The organism is Arthrobacter sp. UC242_113 (assembly GCF_044054585.1).
Classification (GTDB): Bacteria; Actinomycetota; Actinomycetes; order Actinomycetales; family Micrococcaceae; genus Arthrobacter.
The window spans coordinates 1,348,297-1,373,099 of record NZ_CP171968.1 but is presented as its reverse complement, the minus strand read 5'-3'; the positions used below and the strand labels follow the sequence as shown (position 1 = coordinate 1,373,099).

The following is a 24,803-nucleotide window of genomic DNA, read 5'->3' as shown; positions in this document are numbered from 1 at the left end:
GTTTATTCTAGTGGCAAGCGCCAACCGGGGTCAAAGCGCTAAAAGTGCGTCAGGCAGTGCGGCGGACGTTCGACGGCGAACATGCGGGCGGCGCGGAACGCCGCGCCCGGCGTGTGCTCCAGAATGCGTCCCGACGCGGCCAGGGTTACGGGGCTGACCCCGCCGAGGTAGATGGCGGACAGCGCCGCGACATCCAGCTCAAGGTCCGGTGTGCTGCGATCCGGCGCAGTGAGCTCCGGTGCGATGAGCTCCGGTGCACTGAGCTCCGGTGCGATGAGCTCCGGTGCGCCGCCGTCTCCTGCCGTGACCACTGCGCCGCCGCCGTCAGCGTCCAAGGTAAAGGTGCCGCCGGTCAGGCCGAGGGAGTCGGCGACTTTGAGCACCAGCCGCCCGTCCGCCGGGTAGTGGCGGGCTTCCAGGGCCTGCTTCACGTCGAGGATCCGCAGCCAGAGCATGTCCCGCGCTTCCGAGGCCTCCACGCAGCGCGCGTCCTCGAGGGCCCACCGCAGCGTGTCGTCCACCGGCGCTTCCTCCCAGGTGACCCGGTCCACCAGGTCGATGGCGGCCAGATACTGCCACAGCTCGAGGTACGCCGCTCCGGTCGCCGCGACCAGGTCCACGACTTCCATGGTGTACGGGGTGCTGGACCAGCCGGCAAACCTGTACGAGACGTAGCCGTCCACGTCGCCGCCGGGCCCGTAGTGCAGGGCCACCTTGACCTTCGGGTCCTCGCCGCCGTCGCGGCTGACGGATCCGGAGGCGAACTGCCGGTAGAACTCGTGCCGGCCGATGGATCCGGGCGTGCTGCGGTGCAGACGGTCGAAGACCTCCGGGGCCAGGTCCAGCAGCACCTTGGGGTCGGCCACCTCGACGCTGCCCACGGGGGTGTGGTTAAGCCGGAAACGCGCTGTGGTGTCCACCTTCATGGACTGCTCGGACGTTGCCACGCCAAACCCGAACCGGCCATAGATCGAGGCCTCGGACGCCGTGAGGGCCGCCATCGCGAGGCCTTCCTCCCGGGCCAGGGCCAGGTCCTCCCCCATCATGCGGCGCAGCAGGCCGCGGCGCCGGTGGGAGGTGCGTACCGTCACGGCGGTCACCAGCCGGGTGTCCAGCAACCGGCCAAAGCCGATGTTCAGTGTTTTGGTCATGGTCCCGAAAGTGGCGACGGGCACGTCGGCTCCGAGCGAATGGCAGGGCACCGCTCCGGCCTGGTACACCCCGGTCATGACGCGCCCGTCGGTTCGCTGCAGCTCGATGCTCTTGTCCACGCGTTCGTCGCTGCGGCGGGCATCGTGGAAGCCGAAGGCTACCGCCTGCATCCAGGCAACCGACTCCGCGTACGCAGGATCGTCTTTGGCCGCCGCTTGGAACCGACGAATTTCATAGTCAGCGCTCAGATTAGACACAACCCCGAGCCTAGCCAACGGACCGCCGGCCCGCCACAGGCACGCTGAAGTGCCCGCGGCGGCCGGCCCTGGCCGCTAAGGCTAGTGGCCGGCGTCGTACCAGCTGGTGCCGACACCGATCTGGACTTCCAGCGGAACGCTGAGTTCCGCGGCGGCAGCCATCTGCTCCGTGACGAGCTTTTCGACTGCCTCCCGTTCGCCGTTCGCCACTTCCAGCACCAGTTCGTCGTGGACCTGCAGCAGCATGCGCGACTTTAAGCCCCTGCGCGGCCAGTTCCGAGTGCACGCCCAGCATGGCGCGCTTGATGATGTCCGCCGCGGAGCCTTGGATGGGCGAGTTCAGTGCGATGCGTTCGGCGTTCTCCCGCAGCTGCCGGTCCGTGCTGGTGAGGTCCGGCAGGTAACGGCGCCTGCCCTCGATGGTCGCGGTGTAGCCGTCCACCCTGGCCTGGTCCACCACGCCGCGGAGGTAGTCCCGCACGGCACCGAACCGGTCGAAGTAGTCCTTCATGAGGTTCCTGGCCTCGTCCACCGAGATCTCGAGCTGCTTGGACAGCCCGAAGGACGTCAGCCCGTAGGCCAGGCCATAGGACATGGCCTTAACCTTGGAGCGCATCGCGCTGGTCACGTCAGCCGGCGGCACGTGGAAGATGGACGAGCCGACGAAGCGGTGCAGGTCCTCCCCCTCGCGGTAGGCCTCGATCAGGCCGGCGTCCCCGGACAGGTGCGCCATGATGCGCATCTCGATCTGCGAGTAATCCGCGGACAGCAGGCACTCGTAGCCGTCGCTGACCACGAAGATGCCGCGCACGCGGCGGCCCTCCTCACTGCGGATCGGGATGTTCTGCAGGTTCGGGTTGTTGGAGGAGATGCGGCCGGTGGCGGCCACGTTCTGGGCGTAGGTGGTGTGGATGCGCCCGTCCTCGGCCACGGACTTCTTCAGCGTTTCCACCATCTGCCGCAGCTTCGCCGATTCGCGGTGGGCCATGAGCTGGACCAGGAATTCATGCCCGGTCTTCTCCAGCAGGTTCTTCAGCGATGCGGCGTCCGTGGTGTACCCGGACTTGATCTTCTTGGTCTTGGGCAGTTGCAGCTCCTCGAAGAGAACCGTCTGCAGCTGCTTGGGCGAACCGAGGTTCACCTCGTGGCCGATCGCGGCGAACGCCCGTTCCTGGGCGTCGTCGATCACCCTGGCCAGGTCCGCCAGCTGTTCGTCCATCAGCTCCATGGAGACGGCGATGCCGGTCTTCTCCATGTCCGCGAGGACCCGGGCCACCGGCAGCTCCAGCGTGGCCAGCAGGTCCTCGGCCTTGCGGTCCCTCAGTTCCGATTCGAAGAACCGGCTGAGCTTATGGACGACGGCGGCCACCTGGACCAGCGCGCCGGACGCCGCGGCGTCGTCATCGTCGAACGCCAGCTCCAGCTGGCCCGCCTTGGCCGCCTCAGGGGTGATGTGGATGTTCAGGTGGAACTGGGCCAATTCGGCCAGTTCGTACGTGCGGCGGTCGGGCTGGATGAGGTAGCCGGAGATGGAGGTGTCGTCCACCACGCCCTCCAGGCCGAACCCGCGGTTGGCCAGCGCCTTCAGGGCAGCCTTGTAGCCATGCATCACCTTCGGGGATCCCGCGTCGCGGAGCCACTCGGCCAGCACATTTTCGGCGTCCGCGTCCAGCACGGTGAGGTCCACATAGGCGGCAGCATCGTCCCGCACGATGGCGACCGCGTCCGCGTCCTCGCCAATCCTGCCGGGCAGCACGTCCACTGCGAGGGCGGACCGGTGCCCGGCCCCTGCCTCGAGGAAGGCCCGGAGCGAGTCCGCCTCCGTCAGCGCGGCGAAATCCCTGGTCTCCAAGGGCTCGCGCTCCGGCGCAGGCGCCTCGCTCGCGTACAGATCAAAGAGGCGGGTGCGGATCGTCTTGAACTCGAGCTCGTCGAAGAGCTCCTCGACAGCTTTCTGGTCGGGCCGCGGATCAGCCAGCTCGTCCAGCGTCACCGGGAGGTCCAAGTCGGTGTGCAGCCGGTTCAGCTTGCGGTTGCGCTTGACCGCGTCCACGTTGTCCCGCAGCGCGTCCCCCACCTTCCCGCCGATGGCATCGACGTGTTCCAGCACTCCTTCGAGGCCGCCGTAGAGGTTGATCCACTTGGCTGCCGTCTTGGGTCCGACGCCCGGGACGCCCGGCAGGTTGTCAGCGGTCTCCCCCACCAGGGCGGCGAGGTCCGAATACCGGGAGGGGCTGACGAAGTACTTCGCCTCGATGGCGGCGGCGTCCATACGCGGGATGTCGCTGACGCCCTTCCTGGGGTACAGCACAAACACGTTGTCCGTGATGAGCTGGAAGGCGTCGCGGTCGCCGGACACGAGCAGGACTTCGAAGCCGGCCTTTTCACCCATGGCTGCGAGCGTGGCCAGGATGTCGTCCGCCTCGTAGCCGGGCATCTTGATGGTCTTAATGCCCCAGGCGCCCATGACCTGGTCAATGAGGTCGATCTGGCCGCTCATTTCGCGGGGCGTCTCGTTGCGGCCGCCCTTGTACTCGCTGTACTCGGCCTTGCGGTGAGTGGTGTCGTCCGAGACGTCGAAAGCTACCGCGATGTGGGTGGGCTTCTGCTCCTTGATCAGGTTGATGAGCATGGACGTGAAGCCGTGGATCGCGTTGGTGTGCTGGCCCCGGGCGGTGGAGAACTTGTCGGCCGGGAGGGCAAAGAACGCCCGGAAGGCCATGGAGTGCCCGTCCAGCACCAGAAGCCGGGGCTGCTCCGTCAGGGGAACGACGGGTCCCTCGGTGGCCGACACCGACGGGGCGTCAGCCGAGGACACCGCAATGTCCTGAAGGGTCTGGGTTGTGGACGGGATTAGGGCCGGTTTGGTTGTTTCACTCACAGGTGCCAGCCTAGTTGCCATGATGGACAATTTCACGCCCGGCCCTGCCGGTGAGGCCAGTCCCACAAAGGCCGGCGCATCAGCAGATGCGGCGGTCGAGGCGCCCGACGCGGTGGAAGCCGCGGCCGCAGCCGACTTTCGGGAGGAGCTGTTTCAGGCCGGCGTCCCCGAGCACCTGCACGACTGGCTCGCCGAGTACGGCATCGGCGCCCTCGTGGTGAAGATGGGGATCCGGTTCCTTGAGATGGGCCCTGAACGGTGCGTTGCCACTATGCCGGTGGAGGGGAACACTCAGGTGGCCGGGATCCTGCACGGCGGCGCGCACGTGGTGCTGGCCGAGACCCTCGGATCGTTTGCCGCCGGAATGCACGCCGGCCCCGGCCGCCAGGCGCTGGGCATCGAGGTTGGAGCCACCCACCACCGCGCGGTCTCCGCGGGCACGGTAACCGGAACGTGCACCGCCATCCACCTGGGCCGCACGCTGACCACTCACGAAATCGTGATGACCGACGAACAGGGGCGCCGGCTGTCCACGGCCCGCATCACCAACCTCATCCGGTAGAGCCCAAACACCCTGGCGCTCTGAAACACCCTAGCGCTCTGAAAAACCCGGACGCTCAGGCCAGCGGTACCGGAGCTCCACGATCCCCCGCCCCTGGGGACGCGCCTCCTGCAACTCAAGTGGCGCCGTCGGGCCCTGGACGATGGGAAGCAGCCGTTTACCGCCGCCGAGCACCACGGGGATGATCGAGACGATCAGTTCGTCCAGGAGGCCGGCGCCGGCGAACTGGGCGGCGAGCTCGCCGCCGCCCACCACCCAGATGTTTTGGCCGGCAGCGTCACGCCGGAGGTCGTCGATGAATTCGGTCACCTCGCCACGCACGAACGTAATGTCAGCTCCCGGCGGGGCGGTGAACTCGTGGTGGGTGAAGATCCAGCAGGGCGTGCCGGGGTAAGGCCAGTTCCCGGGTTCGTGCTCCATCAGCCACTCGTAAGTGGTCCCTCCCATGACAATGCAGCCGACGCCGGACATGAAGGCGTCGTAGCTTTCCTTGCCGCCTTCGAAGCCGTCGAACTGCAGCAGCCAGGCAAGGTCGTCGTCTGCCGTGGCGATGAATCCGTCGAGGGAGGACGCAACGTAATACTGGACACTGGGCATGGGCCCAGCCTAGCCATTCCGGCTCAGCGTTCCCAGAGCGCCGGACCCGCCCGGTTAGCCGCTGAAGTACGGAATGATCAGGTACAGCCCGAACATCACGGCGATGCCGCAGAGTCCAAAGCAGGCGTAGGAGAGGTATTTGACCCACGCCGGCGCGGCCACCTGGCGGTCACCGGCGATGGCGGTCAGCCGGACGCCGAGGGAATAGAGGACCACTACGGTCACGGCGGCGACGAGTGTGGCGCCGGCTACGGTGAGGAGTTCCAACCACTTCATCGCTGCGGGCCCTTCAGGTTTTTGTTCTTGGCGCGCTCAGCGGCGCGTGCCCTGGCGAGGGCCTTCTTCTTCGCGAAGCGGACTGCCTGCCCGGCCTCTTCGACCTCGACGGCGTTGTGGTGGCCCACCTGGGATTTGCGGGATACGAGGAACATGTACAGCACGGCGCCGATGCCGGCCACTGCCGCAATCACCACGCCGACAACCCCGGTCTTGACCAGCAGCGCGGTCAAAGCACCGACTATGCCCGCGGCGGGCAGTGTGAAGAGCCAGCCGAGGGCGATGCGCCCCACCATGCCCCAGCGCACCGTGGTGCCCCTGCGGCCCATGCCGGAACCGATCACTGAACCGGAGGCCACCTGGGTGGTGGACAGGGCAAAGCCCAGGTGCGAGGAGGCCAGAATGGCGGAAGCTGTGCTCGACTCTGCCGCGAAGCCCTGGGCGGGCTTTACTTCGGTGAGTCCGGCACCCATGGTCCTGATGATCCGCCAGCCGCCGGCGTAGGTTCCGATGGCGATGGCGAGTGCGCACGCCGTGATCACCCACAGCTGCGGGCCGGAGCCGGGCTGCTGCGTTCCTGCCGAGATGAGCACCAGGGTGATGATGCCCATGGTCTTCTGGGCGTCGTTGGTGCCGTGCGCCAGGGCAACCAGGCTGGAGGTGAAGACCTGGCCGGTCCGGAAACCGCCGCGCTTCTGGGTGAGCTTGCTGCCCGTCTCCGGATCATGGCGGGCCGTGAGCGCATAGGCGATGCGGGTACAGACGTAGGCCACAAGCCCGGCAATGACCGGGGCGAAGATGGCGGGCAGAATGACCTTCTGCAGCAGCGTCTCAAGGTTGACGGCGTGGAATCCGATGCCGATGATCGCGGCACCAATGAGGCCCCCGAAGAGCGCATGGGATGAACTGGAGGGCAGTCCCTTGAGCCAGGTGATCATGTTCCAGAGCACGGCGCCCATGAGGCCGGCAAAAATAATGTCCGGGGTGATTTCGGACCCCCCCGGACCCCTCGCGGATGATGCCGCCGGAGACCGTTTTCGCGACTTCCGTGGACAGGAAGGCCCCGACGAGGTTGAGGGCCGCCGCGAGGGCAACCGCAGTCTTCGGCTTGATGGCACCGGTGGCGATGGGCGTGGCCATCGCGTTTGCGGTGTCGTGGAAACCGTTCGTGAAGTCGAAAAATAACGCCAGCGCAATGACCAGCGCCACCATGAAGGTGATGTCCACCTGTTGCCCAATCTGCAGAGTCTACGTACAGCAGTTCCACTTCCCCTGCCTGCACTGCACAGCATAGTTCACCCGCTGTTTAAGAAAACGTCTGGGGGTGGGGGTAGCGGAGCTGCAGAGCGGGCTTGAAACCTTATCGATGGTACGCGTCCTGCAGACGAGGTCAAAGCTGCACCGCACAAACTCACAGTCACACCTGCCGGTCCGGGGGCAGGGAGAAGGCACGGATGGCCTCCAGGTGACGCGGCGACAGTCCGGACCGGGGGTCAGGTGAAACCAGCAAGGCACGGCGGCCAAGGATCCTGGCCCATGCCTGCGCGCGGCCTTCAAAGGCGAGCTGGTCGTCCACCCAGATGATCCGCTCCGGCGTGTTCCTGCCCACATCCGCCTGAATGGCTTCCAGCTTCCACCATTCGGCGCCGCTGCCCGCCCCGTCCGCGGTAAGCACCGGCCACGAGCTTCCCTCCAGGCCGGTGACCGGGCAGAGTACGGCGGGCGCCAGTTCCTCCCAGCTGGTGAGCCAGACGCAGCGGAGTCCGGGCTGCAGAGACAGCCGGTTCAGGGCAACCACCAGCTCCGCCGCATAGGCAACTTCCAGCATCCCGGCGAAGGTGTAATGCCAGGCCGAGCCCCACGGCGTGGTGCCCGTGGGGCCGAACGGGCACACGACGCCGTCGACATCGAGGTAGAGGGTCACCCTGTTCCCGGTGTCTCCCTTTAGCGCGGTGTCCCCATTCGGCTCGGCAATTCCCACGGCGTTCCTCCCACGCCTGCAAAACGCTCACGCCTGCAACGCTACGGAACCCCGGCCAGGCCGGGCAAGGCCTGCGGAGAACAACAGGTCCAACGGCCGGTCCCGCGGCCCAGGAGTGGATCTGAGGGCGGTCAAAACGCCCGGGGTAGACTGTGCCCGTCAGCGCTGGAGCGGGATCCGACGGAAGGCAATCCATGGGTATGGCCGGAGCAAACGGGGAAATTTCGGACGACGAACTGGACCTTCTCCACCGCTACTGGAGCGCGGCGAACTACCTGACGGTGGCCCAGATCTACCTCCAGGACAATGCACTGCTTCGGGTGCCGCTGCGGCCGGAGCACATCAAGCCGCGGCTGCTGGGGCACTGGGGCACCGGCCCAGGGCTGTCGTTGATCTACGCCCACCTGAACCGGCTGATCAGGAACACCTCGGCCGAGGTCCTGTTCATCGCAGGCCCGGGGCACGGCGGACCGTCGGTGGTGGCCAACGTCTACCTCGAGGGCAGCTATTCCGAGATCTACCCTGAGGTCAGCCGCGACGCCGGGGGGCTGCGCCGGCTGGCACGGCAGTTCTCGACGCCGGGCGGTGTGGGCAGCCACGTGGGCCCGGCCACCCCCGGGTCCATCCACGAGGGCGGCGAGCTGGGCTACTCGCTGATGCACGCCACCGGCGCGGTGATGGACAACCCGGATCTCATCGCGGCCTGTGTGGTGGGCGACGGCGAGGCCGAGACCGGTCCGCTGGCCGCCTCGTGGACGGCTCCGTTCTTCCTAAACCCCGCGCGGGATGGCGCGGTCCTGCCCATCCTGCACCTGAACGGGGCCAAGATTTCCGGCCCTACAGTCCTGGGACGCCGCCCCGACGCGGACGTGGAGGCACTGCTAGGCGCCAACGGCTGGGAACCCGTGACAGTGTCCGGGGACCAGCCCGAGAAGGTCCACCGGGCCCTGGCCACCGCCATGGACAATGCATATGCCACCATCCGGGACATCCAGCAGGCCGCCCGGGGCGCCGGTTCCGGCGCTTCCGGCCCTGGCAGTAACGGCTCTGGCAGTACTCGCGCGACGGCGCCACGCTGGCCGGCGATCATCCTGCGGACCCCCAAGGGCTGGACTGGGCCGGAGACCGTGGACGGCACCCCGGTGGAAGGCACGTTCCGTGCGCACCAGGTTCCCCTGTCCGGTGTCAGGGACAACCCGGAGCACCTGGCGCTGCTGGAGCAATGGATGCGTTCCTACCAGCCCGAATCCCTGTTCGACGACGACGGCCGGCTCCTCCCCGCACTGGCTGCTTTGGCGCCCGAAGGCAGGCTCCGGATGGGAGCGGCGCCGTGGGCGAACGGCCAGCCGTCAGTCCCGCTGGACATTCCGGACCTCGCCCAGTACGCCGTCGACCCCGGCCAGCCCGGTTCAACCAGCATCGAAACCACCAAGCCGCTGGGCGAGCTGTTCCGCGACCTCTACAGGGGCACGGAGGACAACCCGCGGTTCCGGCTGTTCTGCCCGGATGAAACCAACAGCAACAGGCTGGGCGCCGTGTTTGAGGCCACCGACCGTTGCCTGATGCTGCCGGGGAACGCTAGGGATAGCGACGGCGGGGACGACCACGTCTCTCCGGACGGCCGCGTCATGGAGGTGCTCTCGGAGCACCTGTGCCAGGGCTGGCTGGAAGGCTACCTGCTGACCGGGCGGCACGGGTTCTTCGCCAGCTACGAGGCCTTCGCCATGGTCAGCGCCTCCATGACCGTCCAGCACGCCAAGTGGCTGCAGCACGCCCGGGAGCTGGAATGGCGCTCGCCAGTGCCCAGCCTGAACATCCTGCTGACCTCCACCTGCTGGCGCAACGACCACAACGGCTTCAGCCACCAGGGCCCGGGCCTGATAGACACCGTTCTGTCCCTGTCCGGCGAGGTGACGAGAATCTACCTGCCGCCGGACACCAACACACTGCTGGCGGCGGCAGAACACGCCCTGCTCAGCAAGGATTACGTGAACCTGGTCGTCGTCGACAAGCAGTCGCACCCCCAGTACCTGACCCTGGCGGAAGCCCGGGCGCATGCAGAGGCCGGAGCCTCCCGCTGGGAGTGGGCCGGCAACGAGGACGGCAGCGGCACGGAACCGGACGTTGTGCTCGCGTGCGCCGGCGACATCCCCACCGAGGAGGCGCTGGCGGCGGCCTGGCTGCTGCAGCGCCACGTTCCCGATGCCACCGTCCGCGTGGTGAACGTCATGGACGCCATGGTCCTGCCGCCCCGCGACGTGCACCCGCACGGGCTCGACGACGGCACGTTCACCTCCCTGTTCACCGACACATGCGAGGTGGTGGTGGCATGGCACGGCTACGCCCGCTCGTTCCACCAGCTCCTGCACGGCCGGCCGAACCCGGACCGGTTCCACGTCCGCGGCTACAGCCAGCAGGGCACCACCACCACGCCGTTCGACATGGTGGTGGTCAACCGGATGAGCCGCTACCACCTGGCGCTGGAGGCGCTACGCCGGATGCCGCGGCAGTTCGAAGGCGCGGAGGCACTGGCCGATCACTGCAACCAGCAGCTGGACGCCCATGCCGACTACATCCGGGAGCACTTCGAGGACCTGCCCGGCATCCGCGAGTGGGTATGGTCGCCGCCCGGTTCCTCCCCACCCGCGCCCTAACCTCGCAAGTCCCCACCGGCTCCCAGCCTTCGCAAGCTCAGGCCGGGTCCCTCGCCGGCGTGGGCCCCGTTCCTGGCGTTACCCGCTAGGGGGCCGGAGCTGCCGAGGCTCCGCTGACGTTCACCAGCCACGCGATGCCGAACTTGTCGGTACACATGCCGAAGATGTCGCCCCATGGCGCCTTCTCCATCGGGACTGTGACGGTGCCGCCGTCGCCGGAGAGTTTGTCGTAGTAGCCGCGAAGTTCCGCCTCGTCGTCGCCGCTGAGAGATACCGAGATGTTGTTCCCCGGCGAATAGTCCATGGAGTTGGGGGTGTCGGCCCCCATGAGCACGAGACCCTTCTCCGAGGTCAGCATCCCGTGCATGATCTTGTCCGACTCAGCAGGATCTTCACTGGCGTGGAACTCCCCGAAGGTGCTCAATGCCAGGTCGCCGCCGAACACCGACTGGTAGAAGGTCATGGCGTCGCGGGCGGTGTCACGGAAGCTGAGGTACGGGTTGAGCAGGGTGGACACGATCTGTTCTCCTTCGGCTGTACGTGTGGCGCCCGGTGTGTGCGGCGCCCGGCTCTACACATGTTGCCCGAATCCGGCTTCCCTTCATAGGGGGTTCACGGAAGTTCACCCGATGTCCATAAGGGCAGGTCAGGGCCGGAAGCGGTAGCCGATGCCGGCCTCCGTCAGCAGATGGCGCGGGTTGCCGGTGTCCGCCTCCAGCTTGCGCCGGAGCTGGGCCATGTACACCCGCAGGTAGTTGGCTTCCTTCTCATAGGCCGGCCCCCAGACGGTTGCCAGGATCTGCTGCTGGGTGATGAGCTTGCCCGGGCTCCGCACCAGGAGTTCAAGGATGCTCCACTCAGTGGGAGTGAGCCGGACGGGCTCACCGTTCCGGGTGACCATCCGCCGCCCCAGGTCCACGCTGAACTCCGCGGTGTCCACGGTGGACGGCTCGGCGGCTTCCGGCGCGCGGCGCAGGAGCGCGCGGAGCCGGGCCAAAAGTTCCTCCAGCCCGAAGGGCTTGGTGATGTAATCGTCCGCGCCGGCGTCGAGGGCGTCCACTTTGTCCGATGAGCCGTGCCGGGCCGAGAGCACCAGGACCGGGGCGGAGCTCCAGCGGCGGAGCTCCCTGAGGACCGCTGCGCCGTCCATGTCCGGCAGTCCAAGGTCCAGGACAACGAGCCCGGGCGGGTTGCGGGTGGCAGACATCAGCGCGGCCTCGCCGTCCGCGGCCGTCTCCACGGTGTAGCCGTGCGCCTGCAGCGTGATCCGCAACGCCTTCAGCAGATGCTGGTCGTCATCCACAACGAGGACGCCCGTCACTGGGCAGTCTCCTGTGGAGATACGGCAGGTGACACGCGCGGAACTGAAACGCCGGGAACGACGGCGGATGTCCCGGCGTCGGCCCCGGTTGAGTCATGCCCCGTTGACAGCGGAAGCCGGATGACCATGGTGAGTCCCCCGCCGGGCGTCTCCTCAGCCGCCAGGCTGCCGCCCATGGCCGAGACGAACCCCCTTGCGACGGCCAGTCCGAGGCCTACGCCGGTGGACTGGGACACGTCGTCCAGGCGCTGGAACGGCCGGAACATAGCGGGCACGTCCCGGCCTTGCACACCGCGACCGTGGTCGATGATCCGGAGTTCACCCGCCGGGTGGCCGTTGAGGACGGTGCCACTGAGGCCACCGGCCGCCGCCGTCACCTTTACGTCCGAAGCCGGGGCGTACTTGACCGCGTTTTCCGCGATGTTGGCGATGACGCGCTCCAGCAGGACTGCGTCGGCGTCGACGGCGGGAAGGTTCGGCGGCAGTTCCACCCGCACGCTCCCCGCCGGAAGGCCACGCAGCGCGGGCGGCACAACATCGAGCCACCGAACGGGCTTCAGCAGGGGACGGACCGAGTCGGCAGTGATCCTGGACATGTCGAGGAGGTTGCCCACCAGGGCGTCCAGCCGGTCCGAGCATTCGTCGATGGTTTCCAACAGCTCCTGTATCTCCTCGGGGGGATACGTGACGGCCGTCTGCAGGAGACCGCCGACGGCGAGCTTGATCCCGGCGAGCGGCGTGCGGAGGTCGTGCGAGACGGCACGCAGGATGGCGGTGCGCATGGTGTTTCCCTCGGCCAGCCGCAGCACCTCGAGGCGGCTGGCGGCCAGCTGCTGGCGCTCCAGCTGGGCCAGCACGTGCGCGGCGAAGGCGCCGAGCAGGCTGCTGTCGGCAGCCGGCACGGTCCTGCCGAACAGCACCAGCCAGGTGCCGTCGTCGACCGGTTCCACGGTGTGCCCGGCGAAATCCGTGCCTTCCCGTTCGTGCTCCGTCAGCTCGCCCGCACCCGCGAGCAGCCGCGCGCCGGGGCCAGCGCCGGACGCGGGGTCGAAGGCGGCCCCGCTAAAGAGTGCGGCGCCGCGGACCCCGAAGACGTCCAGCGCCTGTTCGAGAAGGCTGCCCACGGTATCCTCGGCGCGGGTGGCGCCGCGGGCGAGCTCGCCGAGCGTGGCCGCCTCGGCGCGCGCCCGGGCGGCCTCCTTGGAACGGCGTGCGGACCTGTCCACCACCCCGGCCACGGCCACCGAGACGCCCACGAACACGCCGAGGGAAAGCAGGTCCTGCGGGTCACCGATGGCCAGATCACCGAGTGGCGGCGTCGAAAAGTAGTTGACCAGCAGACTGCTCCAGAGCGCACCGGCGACGGCAGGCCAGAGGCCGCCCACGAGCGCCACGGCCACGGCTCCGGCGAGCTGGACCAGGACGGCGGTGGCCACGCTGTGCTCGATGACCGCGAGCGCGAGCTGCATCAGGATGGGGACGGCGGCCGCCAGCACGAAGCCGACGGCGACGCGCACGCGGCCGAGGTCCCGCTGCCGCCGGCGGCCCGTGCCGCGTCCGGCCAAAGGATGCGGCACCACCTGCACGTCGAGGTCGTCGGCACGGCGGATGATCCGCGTCTCCGTGCCGCCGGAAAGGAGCCGGGACACCGGGTGCGCGCGCGACTGGCCGATGACCAGCCGGGTTGCGCCCACATGGGATGCGAACCCCAGGAGCGCTTCGACAGGGTCATCGGCGGCGACGGTGTGGTAGCTGCCGCCCAGCTCCACCACCAGGCGGCGCTGGGACTCGAGGGCGCTGGTGGATTCCCCCGACGCACCCTCCGCGGAACGGATGTGCACGGCCAGCAGGGCACCGCCGCCGGCGCCGTCCAGGACCTTGACGGCACGGCGGATCAGGGTCTCCCCCTCAAGGCCTCCCGACAAGCCAATGACGATCCGTTCCCCTGCCATGACGCCATTCTTCCACCAGTCCGCCGGCCCGGGCGGCACGCGCGGTGGGGTGCGGCCCGCGTGCTGGAGGTGCACGTGGGGTGAGCATTGCTTGGACGCCGGGCGCGAACCTGCACGGTGCGCTGCGTGTTGCGTGCGCCGATGGACGCCGGGCCGTAGGCTCAGCGCATGGCGAAATTCTTTGATGTCCACCCCGAGGACCCCCAGCCCCGCGCGATCTCCCAGATCGTGCAGCTCCTGCGATCGGGCGGGCTGATCGCCTACCCCACCGACTCCTGCTACGCCCTCGGCGCCCAGCTGGGGAACAAGGAGGCTCTGGACCGGATCCGTTCCATCCGCCAGCTGGACGACAAGCACCACTTCACGCTGGTCTGCCGAGACTTCGCCCAGCTGGGCCAGTTCGTCAACATCGGCAACGACGTGTTCCGCAGCATCAAGTCCGTCACGCCGGGCAGCTACACGTTCATCCTGCCGGCCACCAAGGAAGTTCCGCGCCGGTTGCTGCACCCCAAGAAGAAGACGGTGGGGGTGCGGATCCCGCGGCACAACTTCGTGCAGGCGCTGCTGGCCGAGCTCGGCGAACCGCTGCTGTCCAGCACGCTGCTGCTGCCGGACGAGGAGGACCCGCTGACCCAGGGCTGGGAGATCAAGGAGCGGCTGGACCACGTGGTGGACGCTGTCATTGAGTCCGGCGACACCGGCGCCGAGCCGACCACCGTCGTCGACTTCTCCGGCGGCACCGCCGAGGTGGTGCGCCGCGGGACCGGCGACCCTTCCAGGTTTGAATAGGGCGGTTTCGAGTAGGGCCGCCACGCATTTATTAAGCCGAGTAATACTGGTTCGCCTCGTCGGCGACGCTCTACACTAAAGTCCACGCTGGGGGGCGTGACCTTCTGTGGAAGCAGGACAGCATGGCAATGACGCCGCGGGGACTCTTCACCCCTGCACCACCCGTGACTGGGCTGGTGCGTCCCAGGCTGATCCATGCGCTGCAGGGTTCTTCTGGCGCGGCGCGCCTCGGACTCGTGGTCGCTCCGCCGGGCGCGGGAAAAACGACGCTTCTCACGCACTGGGCCGCGGCCCACAATTTCGAATCGGTGGCCTGGCACCGGTCAGGCCCGCCCGACGCGCAACCCGGGCGCATGCTGGCCAGATTTGCCGCAGCCGTGGCTGCTGCCGCAAAAAGAGAACGTGCCCGGTCTTTTCCGGAACTCGCGGCTATGGCCCACGCGCTGACGATTTCGCTGTGCTTCGTCGTGGACGACTGGCATCTGGTTGCCGGCACCTGTGCCGAGGCAGAATTGGAGCAGTTGCTGTCGTTAGGCTGCCCCCAGGTTCACTTCCTCCTGGGCAGCAGGCGCCCCCCGTCATTCAATCTTGCCCGGTCCGAACTCCCCTTGTTCGTAAAAGTGGAATGGGACGATCTGCGCTTCAGGGCACCGGAAGTCGAACAGCTTTTCCGGACCACGTATAAGCAGCCCTTGAGCAGTGCCGGTGTCTACAGCCTCACGCAGCGAACCGACGGCTGGGCAGCCGCGCTCCATCTTTTCCATGTGGCCACCAAGAGCCGCTCCACTGTTGAACGTCGACGCGCAGCGGAGTCACTCGATCCCGTCCCGCGATACGCGCATGACTATCTGCGGCGCCACTACTTTGCGGATGTCCCACCGGAGCTGGAACGGCTGCTGAGGCATACGTGCATGCTGGAACGCCTGACGCCGTCGCGGTGCAACGCCCTGCTCGGCGTCCCCGACAGCGGCCGTCTTCTCCACGAGGCGGAACAGCTTGGGATCGTCGCGAGCGACGACGGCGGAACGGCGTTAAGGCTGCCGGAAGTAGTAAGACGACACCTGGTCTCGACCCTGCGCGACGACGAATCCGCCGCGCCGGAGGATATCCGGCACCGCACCGCCACGCTCCTTGAGCAGGAGGGGGCCTACGGCGCAGCGCTGCAGGTACTTGCCGAATGCGGGGACTGGGACGACGTGCGCTCAACGATGGAACGGGCAGGCCGCCATGCCTTCCGGGCAGGCACGTGCGGGTGGGTAACGCGTACTCCCGAGTCGATCGTCCGGAACGACGCCCTTTTTGCTTTGGCCAAAGCGCGGCAGCTTCTGGACGACGGATACCCCGGGGAGGCGCGCCTGGCAGCGGCGGCAATCCAGCAAGACTCAGCTGTCCAACCCTGGTACGAGGTGGCGGCTCGCCTTCAGCAGGCTGCCGCCGAGTGGACGGGCGAGCAGCAGGGCCCAGCATGCGGACCGGTCAGCATCCTTCGTGCGGCTCTACATGGAAGCCCAGGCTCGGCGGCACGGTCTACGACCAAACACAACGGCGCCGAGGACACGCTGGCCCGCGGCCTAGCGCTGCTCATCGCCGGCGACCAACGCGGTGCCCTGCCGTTCCTGCGTCGCTGCGCCGAACAGCCGGACGATGAGACGCCTGCGGCCCTTTGCGCCCAACTGGCCCTGGCTGTTTTTGCCGAAGAATACCCGACGCCGGGGGTAGACGTGCGGTCTGAAGAGATAGATTCGGTTCAGCGGAGGGCAGAGCGGCTAGGGTTCAGCTGGCTCGCCCGCGTTGCGCGGGGAGTCCTGTCCGGCCAGACGGGGAACGCAGGCGGTCAGCTGGCAGTTCAGTTAGCCATCGAGAAGTGCGAGCAAGACAGGGACGACTGGGGCGCCGCACTGATTGCCACTGCAGCTGCTCTTGGGCGTCTGCGCACGGGGAGGCCGGACTATTCGGCCCTTGACGCCCTCGCGGAAAAGTTCCGCAAGCTAGAGGCGAGCGCACTCGAGGCGTGGACACTCTCGGCGCGCGCCCTTGTCGCTGCGGCACACGATCTGCCCGAGGCCGTCGAGGAGGCATCGGCGGCGGAGGCCTTTGCCCGTACCGCGGGCGTGCCAGGCGCCCGTGCCGTTGCCTACGCAGCCCTGGCGCAGCTCAGGCCGGACCAAGCCCCGGATCTGATGGAGGCGGCCGCCGAAACGGCCAAATCCGCGGGTCTAGTGTGCCGACCGTGGACCTGGATAGCCATGAACCCCGGGACGGGAGTTGCTCCGACCGCGTCCGCGCAGCAGCCAGTGCCGCTGAGTGGGGGCCTGGCCACATCTGGTTCCGGCCCTGCCCCGCCGCCGTCTCTTGATGTCCGCTGCTTCGGGGAATTCTCACTCCGCGCCAACGGCGTCGACATCGACCTGTCGCGCGTGCGGCCGCAGGCACGCACTGTCCTCAGGATTCTCTCGCTGCATGCCGGACGGTCCGTCCATCGCGACCGCCTCGCCGAAGCGCTGTGGGCGGACCTGGACGCCTCCTCTGCGTTACACAATCTTCAGGTCAGCGTATCGGCTCTTCGTCGCGCCCTGCAGCCTCCCGGGCTGGCAGGGGACTGCCGGCTCCTGGTGCGCCGCGGCGAGGCCTATGCGCTGGTTCTCGATGAACGATCCAGAGTCGACCTGCTGGAGTTTGACCGGGCAGTACGCGACGCCGCATTGGCGCGGTCTGCGCATGATTCGGAGGCGGCCGCCGCGATTCTGCACCACGCCCTCGACCTCTACGCCGGCGAGGTCCTGCCGGAAGATGGTCCAGCGGAGTGGCTGTCCGACACACGCGAAAGGTACAGGCTGCGGGCTGCGGAGGCCGCAGCCACACTTGCGGGTCTCGAGCTCGCACTCGGCAACGCCGCCGATGCGGCTGCCGCCGCAGCGCGAAGCGTCGAGATCGACCCCTGGCGGGACGACTCCTGGCGAACGCTGATTGGCATCTATCGTTCTTCCGGTGACCTGGCTGCCGCCGAGCGTGCTGAGCGCCGTTACCAGGGCATTCTGAAAGCGTTGGGAGTGCCTTCAGACCCTCAACGCCGGTCTGGCAAATGAGAGCACTACCGGCCGGTGAACTGGACACCTGCAATGGACACGTATTTAGCTGTGCCTGTTGTCGGCTGGACGATGGTCAGCCGGACCGACTCCACGTTGTCCGCGCCGACATAATAGCCATGCCTATGCATGTCAGCCGGCACGTCGATTTCGGGGTAAATCTCTTGATACAACCCGGCCTCGGCACCCCTGTGGTGCACAGATAACAGGATTTTCGACGGCTGCTTTTCCCCCGGTGGGGGTGCGTATTTTGACGGCTGACCGGTGATGAACACATACACGAGGCGAATGTCCTTTTCGAACTTGGCCTCGAGGAAGTTCGCGTCTTTGCCTTTCTCGAGCGGCACTGCCCAGGAGGTATCCACAAAGCGGTCCGTCGCGAGTTCCGGTCGTCGATCGTCGTTGATCTTCCCGGACGCCACGGTAGTGAGCGGGTCTAGATCATGATTGAAAAATTCATCAAGGATCCTCTGCGGGGCGCCGTTGATCGCGTCCTTGTTGGCGCCCGCCACGCCGCCGGCCAGCCCGACGACTGCGAGGATAGCTACGAACCGGACCGGGAAACGCCGCGACTTCCATAGTGGCCGAGTGCCCGCTGGCAGCGCCTTTTGGCCTGACCGGCCAAACAGCCTGACCCACCACGACAACCTTTGATCGGGCTCCACCTCAGGTTCCGGGGCCCGCAGGCTGGCAGCGCACCGCCGGCAGAAATTTCTGTCTGCCATATTTCCTGTACCGCATGAGGCGCAGATCAGCGGGCCAGCGTCAGGGGAAGTCCCCTCAAACCTGCGACGTTTAGGTGGGGCATTGCCGATCAGCTCGCCCGGCTGCACGGGGGCAGGCTCCTCGTCAATCGTTGGCACGGGCTCGGTTGTTGCAGCTCCGATGGAGGCGGTTCGCTGCCCGTCGACGGCGTCTCCATGGGCGGGCCGGTCGGCGCCGCCCACCTCATGCGGGCCGCTGCTCGCGGCTCGCCTTCTTCCGCCTGCCGAGTCATGTGAATGATCGTTCTTCACACCACCCGAAGGGACAGGAATCTGAGGCAGCGTCACCGTTTGCGGAGAAGTCTGGGGCCCCCGCGGCGGGACAGCGGTGGACAGTTTCTTGCCGCCGTCTTCCCCCTGTGACTGCCAGCCGAGGAAAGCTCCACAAGAACCGCAGAAACTCTCCCCGTCCGCGTTGTGCGCACTGCATTCGCCACAGATCAACACTGCCCCTCCTAGTCGGCCTCGGAGGAACCGGCCGATGAAAGCACTTCAACGGTGTGGGGAACGTGGGCTGGCTTCACAGAACTGATGATGCGCTCCAGCCGGGGCACGCTGACGTCCTTGGCGGCGTCGGCGTAAACCTTTACGTGCAGCTTCGCTGCGGCCTGGCCCGGCAGGTCTGCCCCGGGCGTCTGCGACCAGCCTGCACCGCCGTTGTCCTCGATGACGACGTCGCGTACTCCGCCGACGGCCAGCCGGACGGCATCCGCCAAACCCGGGACCGTTCCACGGCGCCGATGGATTTCTGCTGCATGGGCGATGACGTCCCGCCGCTGGGCGGTGGACCAGGAATCGTGGACCCTCACCCCCACCCAGTCGGCAAGCCAGTCCAGGAAATCCTCGGGCGCCAGGCGCGGATCCAGGTAGCTCGCCAACCCGTCCAGCGTGGTGAACACCGGGGCAAGCGCGTCGTCGAAGGCCAGCAGGAACCGCTGCAGGAAGGCGTCTTCCTGCAGGACCGCCGGAAGACGGCTCGCCAGCGGCACCGCACTACCCAGCCCCTGGACCATGCCGCGCAATTTAGGCTCCTTCCGAAACGCGGACCCGGTGATCAAACGAAAAGACCAGGGCATTCCGGTTGACCTCGATGCGCTGTTGCGGCTCCCCCCGCTTCCCTGTCAGGGGATCAGCGGCAAAGACGTATACCTCGTCGACGATCTCCGTGCCGGACAGGCTTTGGAGGACAGCATGCACTTCACCGGCATGGACAGGTCGGCCGAACGGCCAGCCTTCGCCGTCGGGTCCTCCCCGGATCGGGTCGAAGTAGCTGTAAAGCGCCCGCAGGGCGTCCGCACGCAAGCGTTCCGAGGAGACCCGCGGACGGGCGGTCAGCTGAGCCACAACGGTGACACCGCGGTAGAACGGCGGTTCGACCATCAGCCGCGCCCCAACGGGACGCCGTTCGTCCAGGTACGCGGCGACCTTGGCAAGTGTCTCGGCATCAGGCACGAGATCACGGAAGGTCAGCCGGTGGTCCTTGTCCGGAACCGCCGCAGGGACCACGAGGATCCTTACGCCGCCGGCCTCCTCGGGGCCATTGGCCGGAATGCACCGGACCCGGGCGATGTCCGGGGCGGCACGCCTTGCGAGCTGTTCGTAGTCCTCGGCGGTGATGGCCCGGTCCCGGGTCCGCAGCGCGAGGGGCCCGCGTTCCTTTGCCTGCTCGATGGTTTCACCTGCGACGCCTCCATGGGCGCCGCGGCGGTTTTCCACGCTGTTGATGAAGGGGATGGAGGAGCGCAGCACGGAGAGCGCCCGTGCGGCAACATTCCCCCGTGGCCCGCCGCCCGTGCTGTACCGCGGAATACGAATTGGGCTTCCGGCCGGCGGCACGGCACCGTAGCCGCGGAGGGAACCGTCCGGCTCCCGCACCGCCGGTGGGAAATGCACCACCCCTGATGTCCGGTCGAGCACCACCACCCGGTCGCCCGGATCGGATCCGGCAAAGGAGTCGACTTCGGTCCACGCCTCCCAGCCGGACCCGGCGGCGACCTCAACAATGAAGTCGTCACCGCCGGGCAGCACGGGATGCCGGCCCAGTTCGAAGGACTGCCCCGGAACGCCTTCAGACATCCCGACCACCTCGTCGTAAATTGCCTCGGCGTGGACAGCGGGAACGGAGCCGCCAATGGTAAACGCGCCGGCGGAATGAACAGTAGGGGAAGCACTGTAGGACGGATAGCCGGGAAGCGGCTCCACAACACGGCACCTCAGCCATCCTGCCCGGGTGCTTCCCTGAACAGATGCCGCATGGCGGTGGGGCAAATGAATCACCACGTCGCCGGCCCGGTTCAGGCCGCCAGTTCCGTCGCTGTCCAGATCACACGACACCCATGAGTCGCCGTCCCAGGCCTCCCAGACCAGTGGCGGGTTGTTCGGGTTGACGCCCACGCCCCTGACCTCGCACTCAAACCGCAGCACAACCGCACATGAAGGCGCGGCATCGTTCAAGCCCAACAGCAGCGCGTCTCCGGGCACCGGCGGCGTACCGAAGCAGGCGAAGCTGCCGTCTCCATGCAGCGCCTCAGTCCGGGGCACCGCCGCTGCGCCGTCCGCTTGCGTCAGAACATGGGCCAGACTGCGCGGCGGCACGGTCAGCTCGCGGGTCGTGGCGAAAACGACTGCTTCCTCTTCCTCGGTGCGCCGGGTCGAGGCCTCAGTCCCTTTCGGAATGACGACGGCGTCGGGCTGCGGCGCAGACAGCCTCATCAGGAGCTCCACAGAGGCGGCGGTGGGTGGATGGAGTGTGACGCCGAGCAGTTCCAGGAATGCGACGTACAGGCGGTCGGGCACCCGGTTCAGCCGGTAAAACAGCTCGTCCACCATGAAGGCGAAGGTTTCGATGAGCGTCACGCCCGGGTCCGAGACGTTGTGGTCAGTCCACTCGGGGCAATAGTGGGCCACCAGGCGTTTAGCATCATCCACCAGGTCCTGGAAGCGGCGATCATCAAGGTTGGGTGAAGGGAGCATTATGAAGCGGCCTCCTCGCCGTTGCGCGGAATGACATAGAAGGGGAAGACGAGGTTGCGGGGATCGTTGGTGCCCCTGATTGTGTACTGCACGTTGATGAGGAGCAGGCCGGTATCCACGCCGTCGAAGTTGACGGCTACATTTTCCAGGGTGATCCGGGGCTCCCAGCGGTCCAAGGCCACGCGCACCGCATAGGCGATGTCCCCGGCCGTTGCCGCGTTCGCGGGCGCGAAGACGTAGTCGTGGACAGAGCAGCCGAACTCCGGCCGCATGGGCCGCTCTCCTGGGGACGTTGCCAGGATGACGTGGATACTCTCCTCGATTTCGCGCTGATCACGGACCAGGGCAATGCTGCCCGTCCGGTCCGCCCTCAGCGGAAACGCCCACCCGGCACCTATGAACTCTTGCCCCACCTCGCTGCCTCCCGTCGTTGTTCGCGCCTTGGCCGTACTCAGTTGATGCGGACCAGACCGCCCTTGACCGTGGTAGTTGCCCCGCCCGAAAGTTCCGCAGTCGCGTCCCCCGCCACCTTGACGCCCGGAGCTTTCAGTTCGGCGGATGCACTGCCGGAGATCTTCACCGTCGCGCCCTTCAGCTCCAGTTCCGAGAGGGCTTCCACCGACACTTTCTTGCCTTTGATGGTCACTTGGCCCGTCGACGTCGTTACGGCAACGTCCTTCCTGGCTGTGACGTTTACCGGCCCTTCCGAGAGGATCTCGATTGCCGCATCTGGTTTCTGGACGAGTGAGATCTTCTGCTTGCCGCCGCTCGTACTCACCGTGACCTGTTCGCCGTCGGGGGTCTCGAGGAACTCGACGAGCATTCCCGTGCGCGAGACGAAGGCACGCCGGGTAACCGCGCCGTCAGTCGAGCCCACGTGGTCTGCCCAGGGTTTGTCCGGCTGGTCCTGGCCGTTGTACAGGCCGCCGAGCACGAACGGCTGCTGGAAGCTGCCGTGGCCGAAGGCCACCAGAACCTCGTCCCCCACTTCAGGGAGGACGACGGCGCCCCGGCTGGCCCCCGCCCCGGCCTGGACAGTGCGCGCCCACCAGCTTTCGTAGTTGTCGGACAGCACCGGGAACTTCACCTTGACCCTGCCTCGGTTCTCAGGGTCCTTTGCCGCCGTAACGACGGCATTGACCACTGCCGGCACGGCCCCGCGGCTGTTTCCGCCGGCGGCTACCCCGTAGAGAGAGCGCTCGGATTCGTGGCTGACGGTAAAGGTTGTGAGGTAGCCGGTATCGGGGCTAAACTCGTGGCGCGATGAGCTGAGCGTGTATTGGCCGTCGAAGGGCTTGCCGGCCCCCTTGAGCACAACGGCTGTGCCTGCCCGCAGCTTGGGGTTGCCGCGGGCGAGGCCTTCCAGTTCCGCAAAGGCGCCGCCGAGGCGTGAGGCGATGGAGGCTGCGGCAGCGTCGCACTGTGCCGCCTGCTCAAAGGCCGTGGGAGGAGCAACGTACCGCGGGCTTCCGAACTTCTTCGCGAGGGCGGCCGGGTCCACCTCCGGCAGTTTGGCACTGCGCGTCTGGGCCTGTGCAACGGCCACGATGGCCTTCTTTGCGGCGACATCCCAGCCGCGCACCTCCACATCCGGTACCTGGTCCGCGGAGGTGACTGTACCGCGCAGTGCCACCAGGTTCATGCCCCGCTCAAGGACCAGCGGATCTTCCTTTGCGCCACCCGTACCGGCCGGCGCCGTGCCCGAGTCCGTCGACGCCGTGAAGTGCAGTTCACCGCCCGACACGGAAAGCACTACCCCGGATTCGACGGCGAGCCGATGCAGGAAGTCCCAGTCGCTGATGCCGTCCTGTGCCACGTGTTGCAGGACAGGGCCCTTCCCGGCGATCGTGCCCGCCTTGATTCCCGCGCGCTGGGCCACCCGCCGGACGATGTCTGCGGCGGTGCTCTGCAGGTACGCTTCAACGCGCCGCCCCCGGAACAGCCGGTGGGAGTGGTCCAGGCCACGGACGATCGTGTGGAGGCCTTCGTGGTCCATCTCGGTCTCCAGTGCAGTGACTTCACCGTCCAGCAGCGGTACAGGACCACCAGGGCCGCTCTGCTGTACGGACAGTTTCACGGGTGCACCGATGCTGAAGCCGCCCTTCTCCAGTACGGTCGAAAATTCATCGGTGAACCGTAGCAGGAAGAGGTCCGGGACGTTGCTGCTGTCATCGACGTAACCGGCCACAAGCCGTGCGGCAATCTCCGGCGGAAGCGGCCTGCCGGCCACCTCCACCAGCAGCATGTTGCTGAACTCCTCGCTATGCGCCACGGACCACCTCCCGCATCCGGCCGCTGTTCGCCGGCGTCCCGGACGTTAACTCATCCACGGCTGGCAGCAGCACTGAACTGCCGGGGCGGAGGTGCATCGGATTGTCGATCCCGTTCGCCGCTGCGACCGCCCGCCACAGGGATGGATCGCCGTATTCGCGGTAGGCAATTCCCGCCAGACTCTCCCCCTCCACCAGTACGTGGACGCGCCGTGGCACTACGCCGCCTGAACTCGGGTTCTGCTTGGGCGGCGGTCCGGCAATTTCCTCCAGGGTGACAGTACAGGTGGCCCGGACCGGCAGCCCGGCAGCGGTGAAGAGCGTGTATTTGACCTGCACACTGGATATGTACGCATGGAAACCGGTAAGTTCGCCCCACCGGAACATCACCCACGGTGGTGAACCCTTGTGCTGCTTCAGCGAAGCTTCGGTGGGTGTACAGCAGTCGAACAGCGTCTTGACACGCTGGACCACCGCGTCGTCCTGCTTCCCGGAGGCGTCAAAGAACATCTCCAGGGACAGCTTGGAGGGCATCGGGCCCTTGTACTGCGGCGGGCCCGCCTTTCCGTTGCCCTTAGCCGTTTGCCTGGCCCAGGAGGCTGACTTGCCCATGGTTAGTTCTTTGGGGTTGAACTGGAAATCAATCTGACCGAACCGCGGACCCGGTTTGTCCAGTGATCCATCAATGGAAGGTTCGAAGAGCTCCAGGTACGCGTGAGAAAGTTCAAGCGCCTTTTCTCCGCCGCGTCCTGCCGAGCCTCCGGTTGCGGCAGCCGCCGCCGGACTGGTGGCTCCGGCGGGTCCCTTGACTGGTGCCGGGACTGCAACTGTGCTCACGTCATGCTCCTTCGTCAGCCAAGCTTCGCGACGAACCCGTGGTGGGCAATTTCCAGGGTTTCCATGATGACTTTCGGCTGGTCGGGGTTGAAGGAGGGACCCTTCCACCGGACGGGAACGACGTCGTAGAGTTCCCACCCGGCAATTTTGGTGCCGTTGGCGGTCATTGCCTGGATGACGCCGGTGCAGCGGGTGTATCCGGTCGCCATGCCTGCGAACCACTTGGCGATCTTCTCGGTGTCCTTCCCCAGAGGCCGGGTCAGGGTGATGTTCGGATACTTGAGACGGGTGGGGAGCTGCCAGATGAACGAGTTGTTGCCGCCCTCCTCCCGGGTTTCCATCACCACTTCGCAGCCGAGGCCCTCGCATGTGGAAAAGGTCCCGAGGTCGGCGTTGTCCAAGGCGACGGTGTACCGGACGCTGACGGCAGTGGCGACGTCCTCCAGCATGG

General features: G+C 67.0%; 18 protein-coding genes and 2 pseudogenes. 4 read left to right on the top strand and 16 right to left on the bottom strand.

Annotated features, from left to right (window positions below; translation table 11 throughout):
- Positions 1 to 38 precede the first annotated feature (38 nt).
- Together ACHMXB_RS06060 and polA are read right to left on the bottom strand one after the other, a co-directional pair.
- A complete protein-coding gene (locus ACHMXB_RS06060) occupies positions 39 to 1,400 on the bottom strand; it encodes a GNAT family N-acetyltransferase (protein WP_395405151.1) in 1,362 nt (453 codons plus the stop codon).
- A gap of 90 nt (positions 1,401 to 1,490) precedes the next feature.
- Positions 1,491 to 4,131, bottom strand: a pseudogene (polA, locus tag ACHMXB_RS06055) (DNA polymerase I).
- 178 nt (positions 4,132 to 4,309) lie between these two features.
- On the opposite strand from polA, the gene ACHMXB_RS06050 reads away from it, so the two are divergent.
- Positions 4,310 to 4,852, top strand: a complete 543-nt coding sequence (locus tag ACHMXB_RS06050) for a hotdog fold thioesterase (protein ID WP_395403651.1) — start codon at positions 4,310 to 4,312, stop codon at positions 4,850 to 4,852.
- A gap of 30 nt (positions 4,853 to 4,882) precedes the next feature.
- On the opposite strand, the gene ACHMXB_RS06045 is transcribed toward ACHMXB_RS06050, so the two are convergent.
- The 4 genes and pseudogenes from ACHMXB_RS06045 to ACHMXB_RS06030 form a co-directional block, all read right to left on the bottom strand.
- On the bottom strand, positions 4,883 to 5,449 hold the full coding sequence (locus ACHMXB_RS06045; protein WP_395403649.1) for a dihydrofolate reductase family protein: 567 nt from the start codon (positions 5,447 to 5,449) through the stop codon (positions 4,883 to 4,885).
- Positions 5,450 to 5,503: 54 nt separating this feature from the next.
- On the bottom strand, positions 5,504 to 5,725 hold the full coding sequence (locus ACHMXB_RS06040) for a hypothetical protein (RefSeq protein ID WP_236803270.1): 222 nt from the start codon (positions 5,723 to 5,725) through the stop codon (positions 5,504 to 5,506).
- Positions 5,722 to 6,952 (bottom strand): annotated as a pseudogene (locus ACHMXB_RS06035) (anion permease). Before ACHMXB_RS06035 ends, ACHMXB_RS06040 begins: the two are co-directional and overlap by 4 nt.
- Positions 6,953 to 7,142: 190 nt before the next feature.
- A complete protein-coding gene (locus ACHMXB_RS06030; protein WP_395403647.1) occupies positions 7,143 to 7,706 on the bottom strand; it encodes an HAD domain-containing protein in 564 nt (187 codons plus the stop codon).
- Between the two features lie 194 nt (positions 7,707 to 7,900).
- On the opposite strand from ACHMXB_RS06030, the gene ACHMXB_RS06025 reads away from it, so the two are divergent.
- A complete protein-coding gene (locus tag ACHMXB_RS06025) occupies positions 7,901 to 10,360 on the top strand; it encodes a phosphoketolase (RefSeq protein ID WP_395403645.1) in 2,460 nt (819 codons plus the stop codon).
- A gap of 85 nt (positions 10,361 to 10,445) precedes the next feature.
- On the opposite strand, the gene ACHMXB_RS06020 is transcribed toward ACHMXB_RS06025, so the two are convergent.
- From ACHMXB_RS06020 to ACHMXB_RS06010, 3 genes are all read right to left on the bottom strand, one after another.
- Positions 10,446 to 10,877, bottom strand: a complete 432-nt coding sequence (locus ACHMXB_RS06020) for a VOC family protein (RefSeq protein ID WP_111902595.1) — start codon at positions 10,875 to 10,877, stop codon at positions 10,446 to 10,448.
- Between the two features lie 129 nt (positions 10,878 to 11,006).
- Positions 11,007 to 11,681 carry a response regulator gene (locus ACHMXB_RS06015; RefSeq protein WP_395403642.1) on the bottom strand — a complete coding sequence of 225 codons (675 nt, stop codon included), beginning with the start codon at positions 11,679 to 11,681 and terminating at the stop codon, positions 11,007 to 11,009.
- The gene (locus ACHMXB_RS06010) at positions 11,678 to 13,633 is read right to left on the bottom strand and encodes a DUF4118 domain-containing protein (RefSeq protein WP_395403640.1); all 1,956 of its coding nucleotides are present in this window, start codon (positions 13,631 to 13,633) and stop codon (positions 11,678 to 11,680) included. Before ACHMXB_RS06010 ends, ACHMXB_RS06015 begins: the two co-directional genes overlap by 4 nt.
- Before the next feature lie 168 nt (positions 13,634 to 13,801).
- Here ACHMXB_RS06010 and ACHMXB_RS06005 point away from each other — a divergent pair, with 168 nt between their 5' ends.
- Positions 13,802 to 14,422 (top strand): L-threonylcarbamoyladenylate synthase, encoded by a 621-nt coding sequence (locus ACHMXB_RS06005; RefSeq protein WP_236803264.1) that lies wholly within the window; start codon positions 13,802 to 13,804, stop codon positions 14,420 to 14,422.
- Positions 14,423 to 14,544: 122 nt separating this feature from the next.
- Positions 14,545 to 17,508, top strand: a complete 2,964-nt coding sequence (locus tag ACHMXB_RS06000; protein ID WP_395403638.1) for a BTAD domain-containing putative transcriptional regulator — start codon at positions 14,545 to 14,547, stop codon at positions 17,506 to 17,508.
- A 5-nt stretch (positions 17,509 to 17,513) separates the two neighbouring features.
- Here the strand turns inward: ACHMXB_RS06000 and ACHMXB_RS05995 are convergent, their stop codons facing one another.
- The 7 genes from ACHMXB_RS05995 to ACHMXB_RS05965 all read right to left on the bottom strand — a co-directional run bounded on the left by ACHMXB_RS05995 (position 17,514) and on the right by ACHMXB_RS05965 (position 24,801).
- Positions 17,514 to 18,341: a hypothetical protein gene (locus ACHMXB_RS05995; protein WP_395403636.1), complete on the bottom strand. Its 828-nt coding sequence runs from the start codon at positions 18,339 to 18,341 to the stop codon at positions 17,514 to 17,516.
- 386 nt (positions 18,342 to 18,727) lie between these two features.
- On the bottom strand, positions 18,728 to 19,285 hold the full coding sequence (locus ACHMXB_RS05990; RefSeq protein ID WP_395405149.1) for a phage tail protein I: 558 nt from the start codon (positions 19,283 to 19,285) through the stop codon (positions 18,728 to 18,730).
- A 10-nt stretch (positions 19,286 to 19,295) separates the two neighbouring features.
- Positions 19,296 to 21,245 (bottom strand): putative baseplate assembly protein, encoded by a 1,950-nt coding sequence (locus ACHMXB_RS05985; protein WP_395403634.1) that lies wholly within the window; start codon positions 21,243 to 21,245, stop codon positions 19,296 to 19,298.
- Positions 21,245 to 21,658: a GPW/gp25 family protein gene (locus ACHMXB_RS05980; protein ID WP_395403632.1), complete on the bottom strand. Its 414-nt coding sequence runs from the start codon at positions 21,656 to 21,658 to the stop codon at positions 21,245 to 21,247. The genes ACHMXB_RS05985 and ACHMXB_RS05980 overlap by 1 nt, the downstream gene beginning before the upstream one ends.
- A gap of 38 nt (positions 21,659 to 21,696) precedes the next feature.
- The gene (locus ACHMXB_RS05975) at positions 21,697 to 23,517 is read right to left on the bottom strand and encodes a VgrG-related protein (RefSeq protein ID WP_395403630.1); all 1,821 of its coding nucleotides are present in this window, start codon (positions 23,515 to 23,517) and stop codon (positions 21,697 to 21,699) included.
- Complete coding sequence (locus ACHMXB_RS05970) at positions 23,507 to 24,352, bottom strand: peptidase M23 (protein WP_395403628.1); 846 nt, start codon at positions 24,350 to 24,352, stop codon at positions 23,507 to 23,509. Before ACHMXB_RS05970 ends, ACHMXB_RS05975 begins: the two co-directional genes overlap by 11 nt.
- A gap of 14 nt (positions 24,353 to 24,366) precedes the next feature.
- Positions 24,367 to 24,801: a phage tail protein gene (locus tag ACHMXB_RS05965; protein ID WP_395403626.1), complete on the bottom strand. Its 435-nt coding sequence runs from the start codon at positions 24,799 to 24,801 to the stop codon at positions 24,367 to 24,369.
- Positions 24,802 to 24,803 lie beyond the last annotated feature (2 nt).

Excerpts from the sequence above, each read along its gene's own strand:
- ACHMXB_RS06040 (WP_236803270.1), bottom strand. The coding sequence starts at position 5,725 with ATGAAGTGGTTGGAACTCCTCACCGTAGCCGGCGCCACACTCGTCGCC.
- ACHMXB_RS05985 (WP_395403634.1), bottom strand. The coding sequence starts at position 21,245 with ATGCTCCCTTCACCCAACCTTGATGATCGCCGCTTCCAGGACCTGGTG.
- ACHMXB_RS05965 (WP_395403626.1), bottom strand. The coding sequence starts at position 24,801 with ATGCTGGAGGACGTCGCCACTGCCGTCAGCGTCCGGTACACCGTCGCC.
- ACHMXB_RS06010 (WP_395403640.1), bottom strand. The coding sequence starts at position 13,633 with ATGGCAGGGGAACGGATCGTCATTGGCTTGTCGGGAGGCCTTGAGGGG.
- ACHMXB_RS06005 (WP_236803264.1), top strand. The coding sequence starts at position 13,802 with ATGGCGAAATTCTTTGATGTCCACCCCGAGGACCCCCAGCCCCGCGCG.
- ACHMXB_RS06000 (WP_395403638.1), top strand. The coding sequence starts at position 14,545 with ATGGCAATGACGCCGCGGGGACTCTTCACCCCTGCACCACCCGTGACT.
- ACHMXB_RS06025 (WP_395403645.1), top strand. The coding sequence starts at position 7,901 with ATGGGTATGGCCGGAGCAAACGGGGAAATTTCGGACGACGAACTGGAC.
- ACHMXB_RS05990 (WP_395405149.1), bottom strand. The coding sequence starts at position 19,285 with ATGGTCCAGGGGCTGGGTAGTGCGGTGCCGCTGGCGAGCCGTCTTCCG.
- ACHMXB_RS06050 (WP_395403651.1), top strand. The coding sequence starts at position 4,310 with ATGATGGACAATTTCACGCCCGGCCCTGCCGGTGAGGCCAGTCCCACA.
- ACHMXB_RS06045 (WP_395403649.1), bottom strand. The coding sequence starts at position 5,449 with ATGCCCAGTGTCCAGTATTACGTTGCGTCCTCCCTCGACGGATTCATC.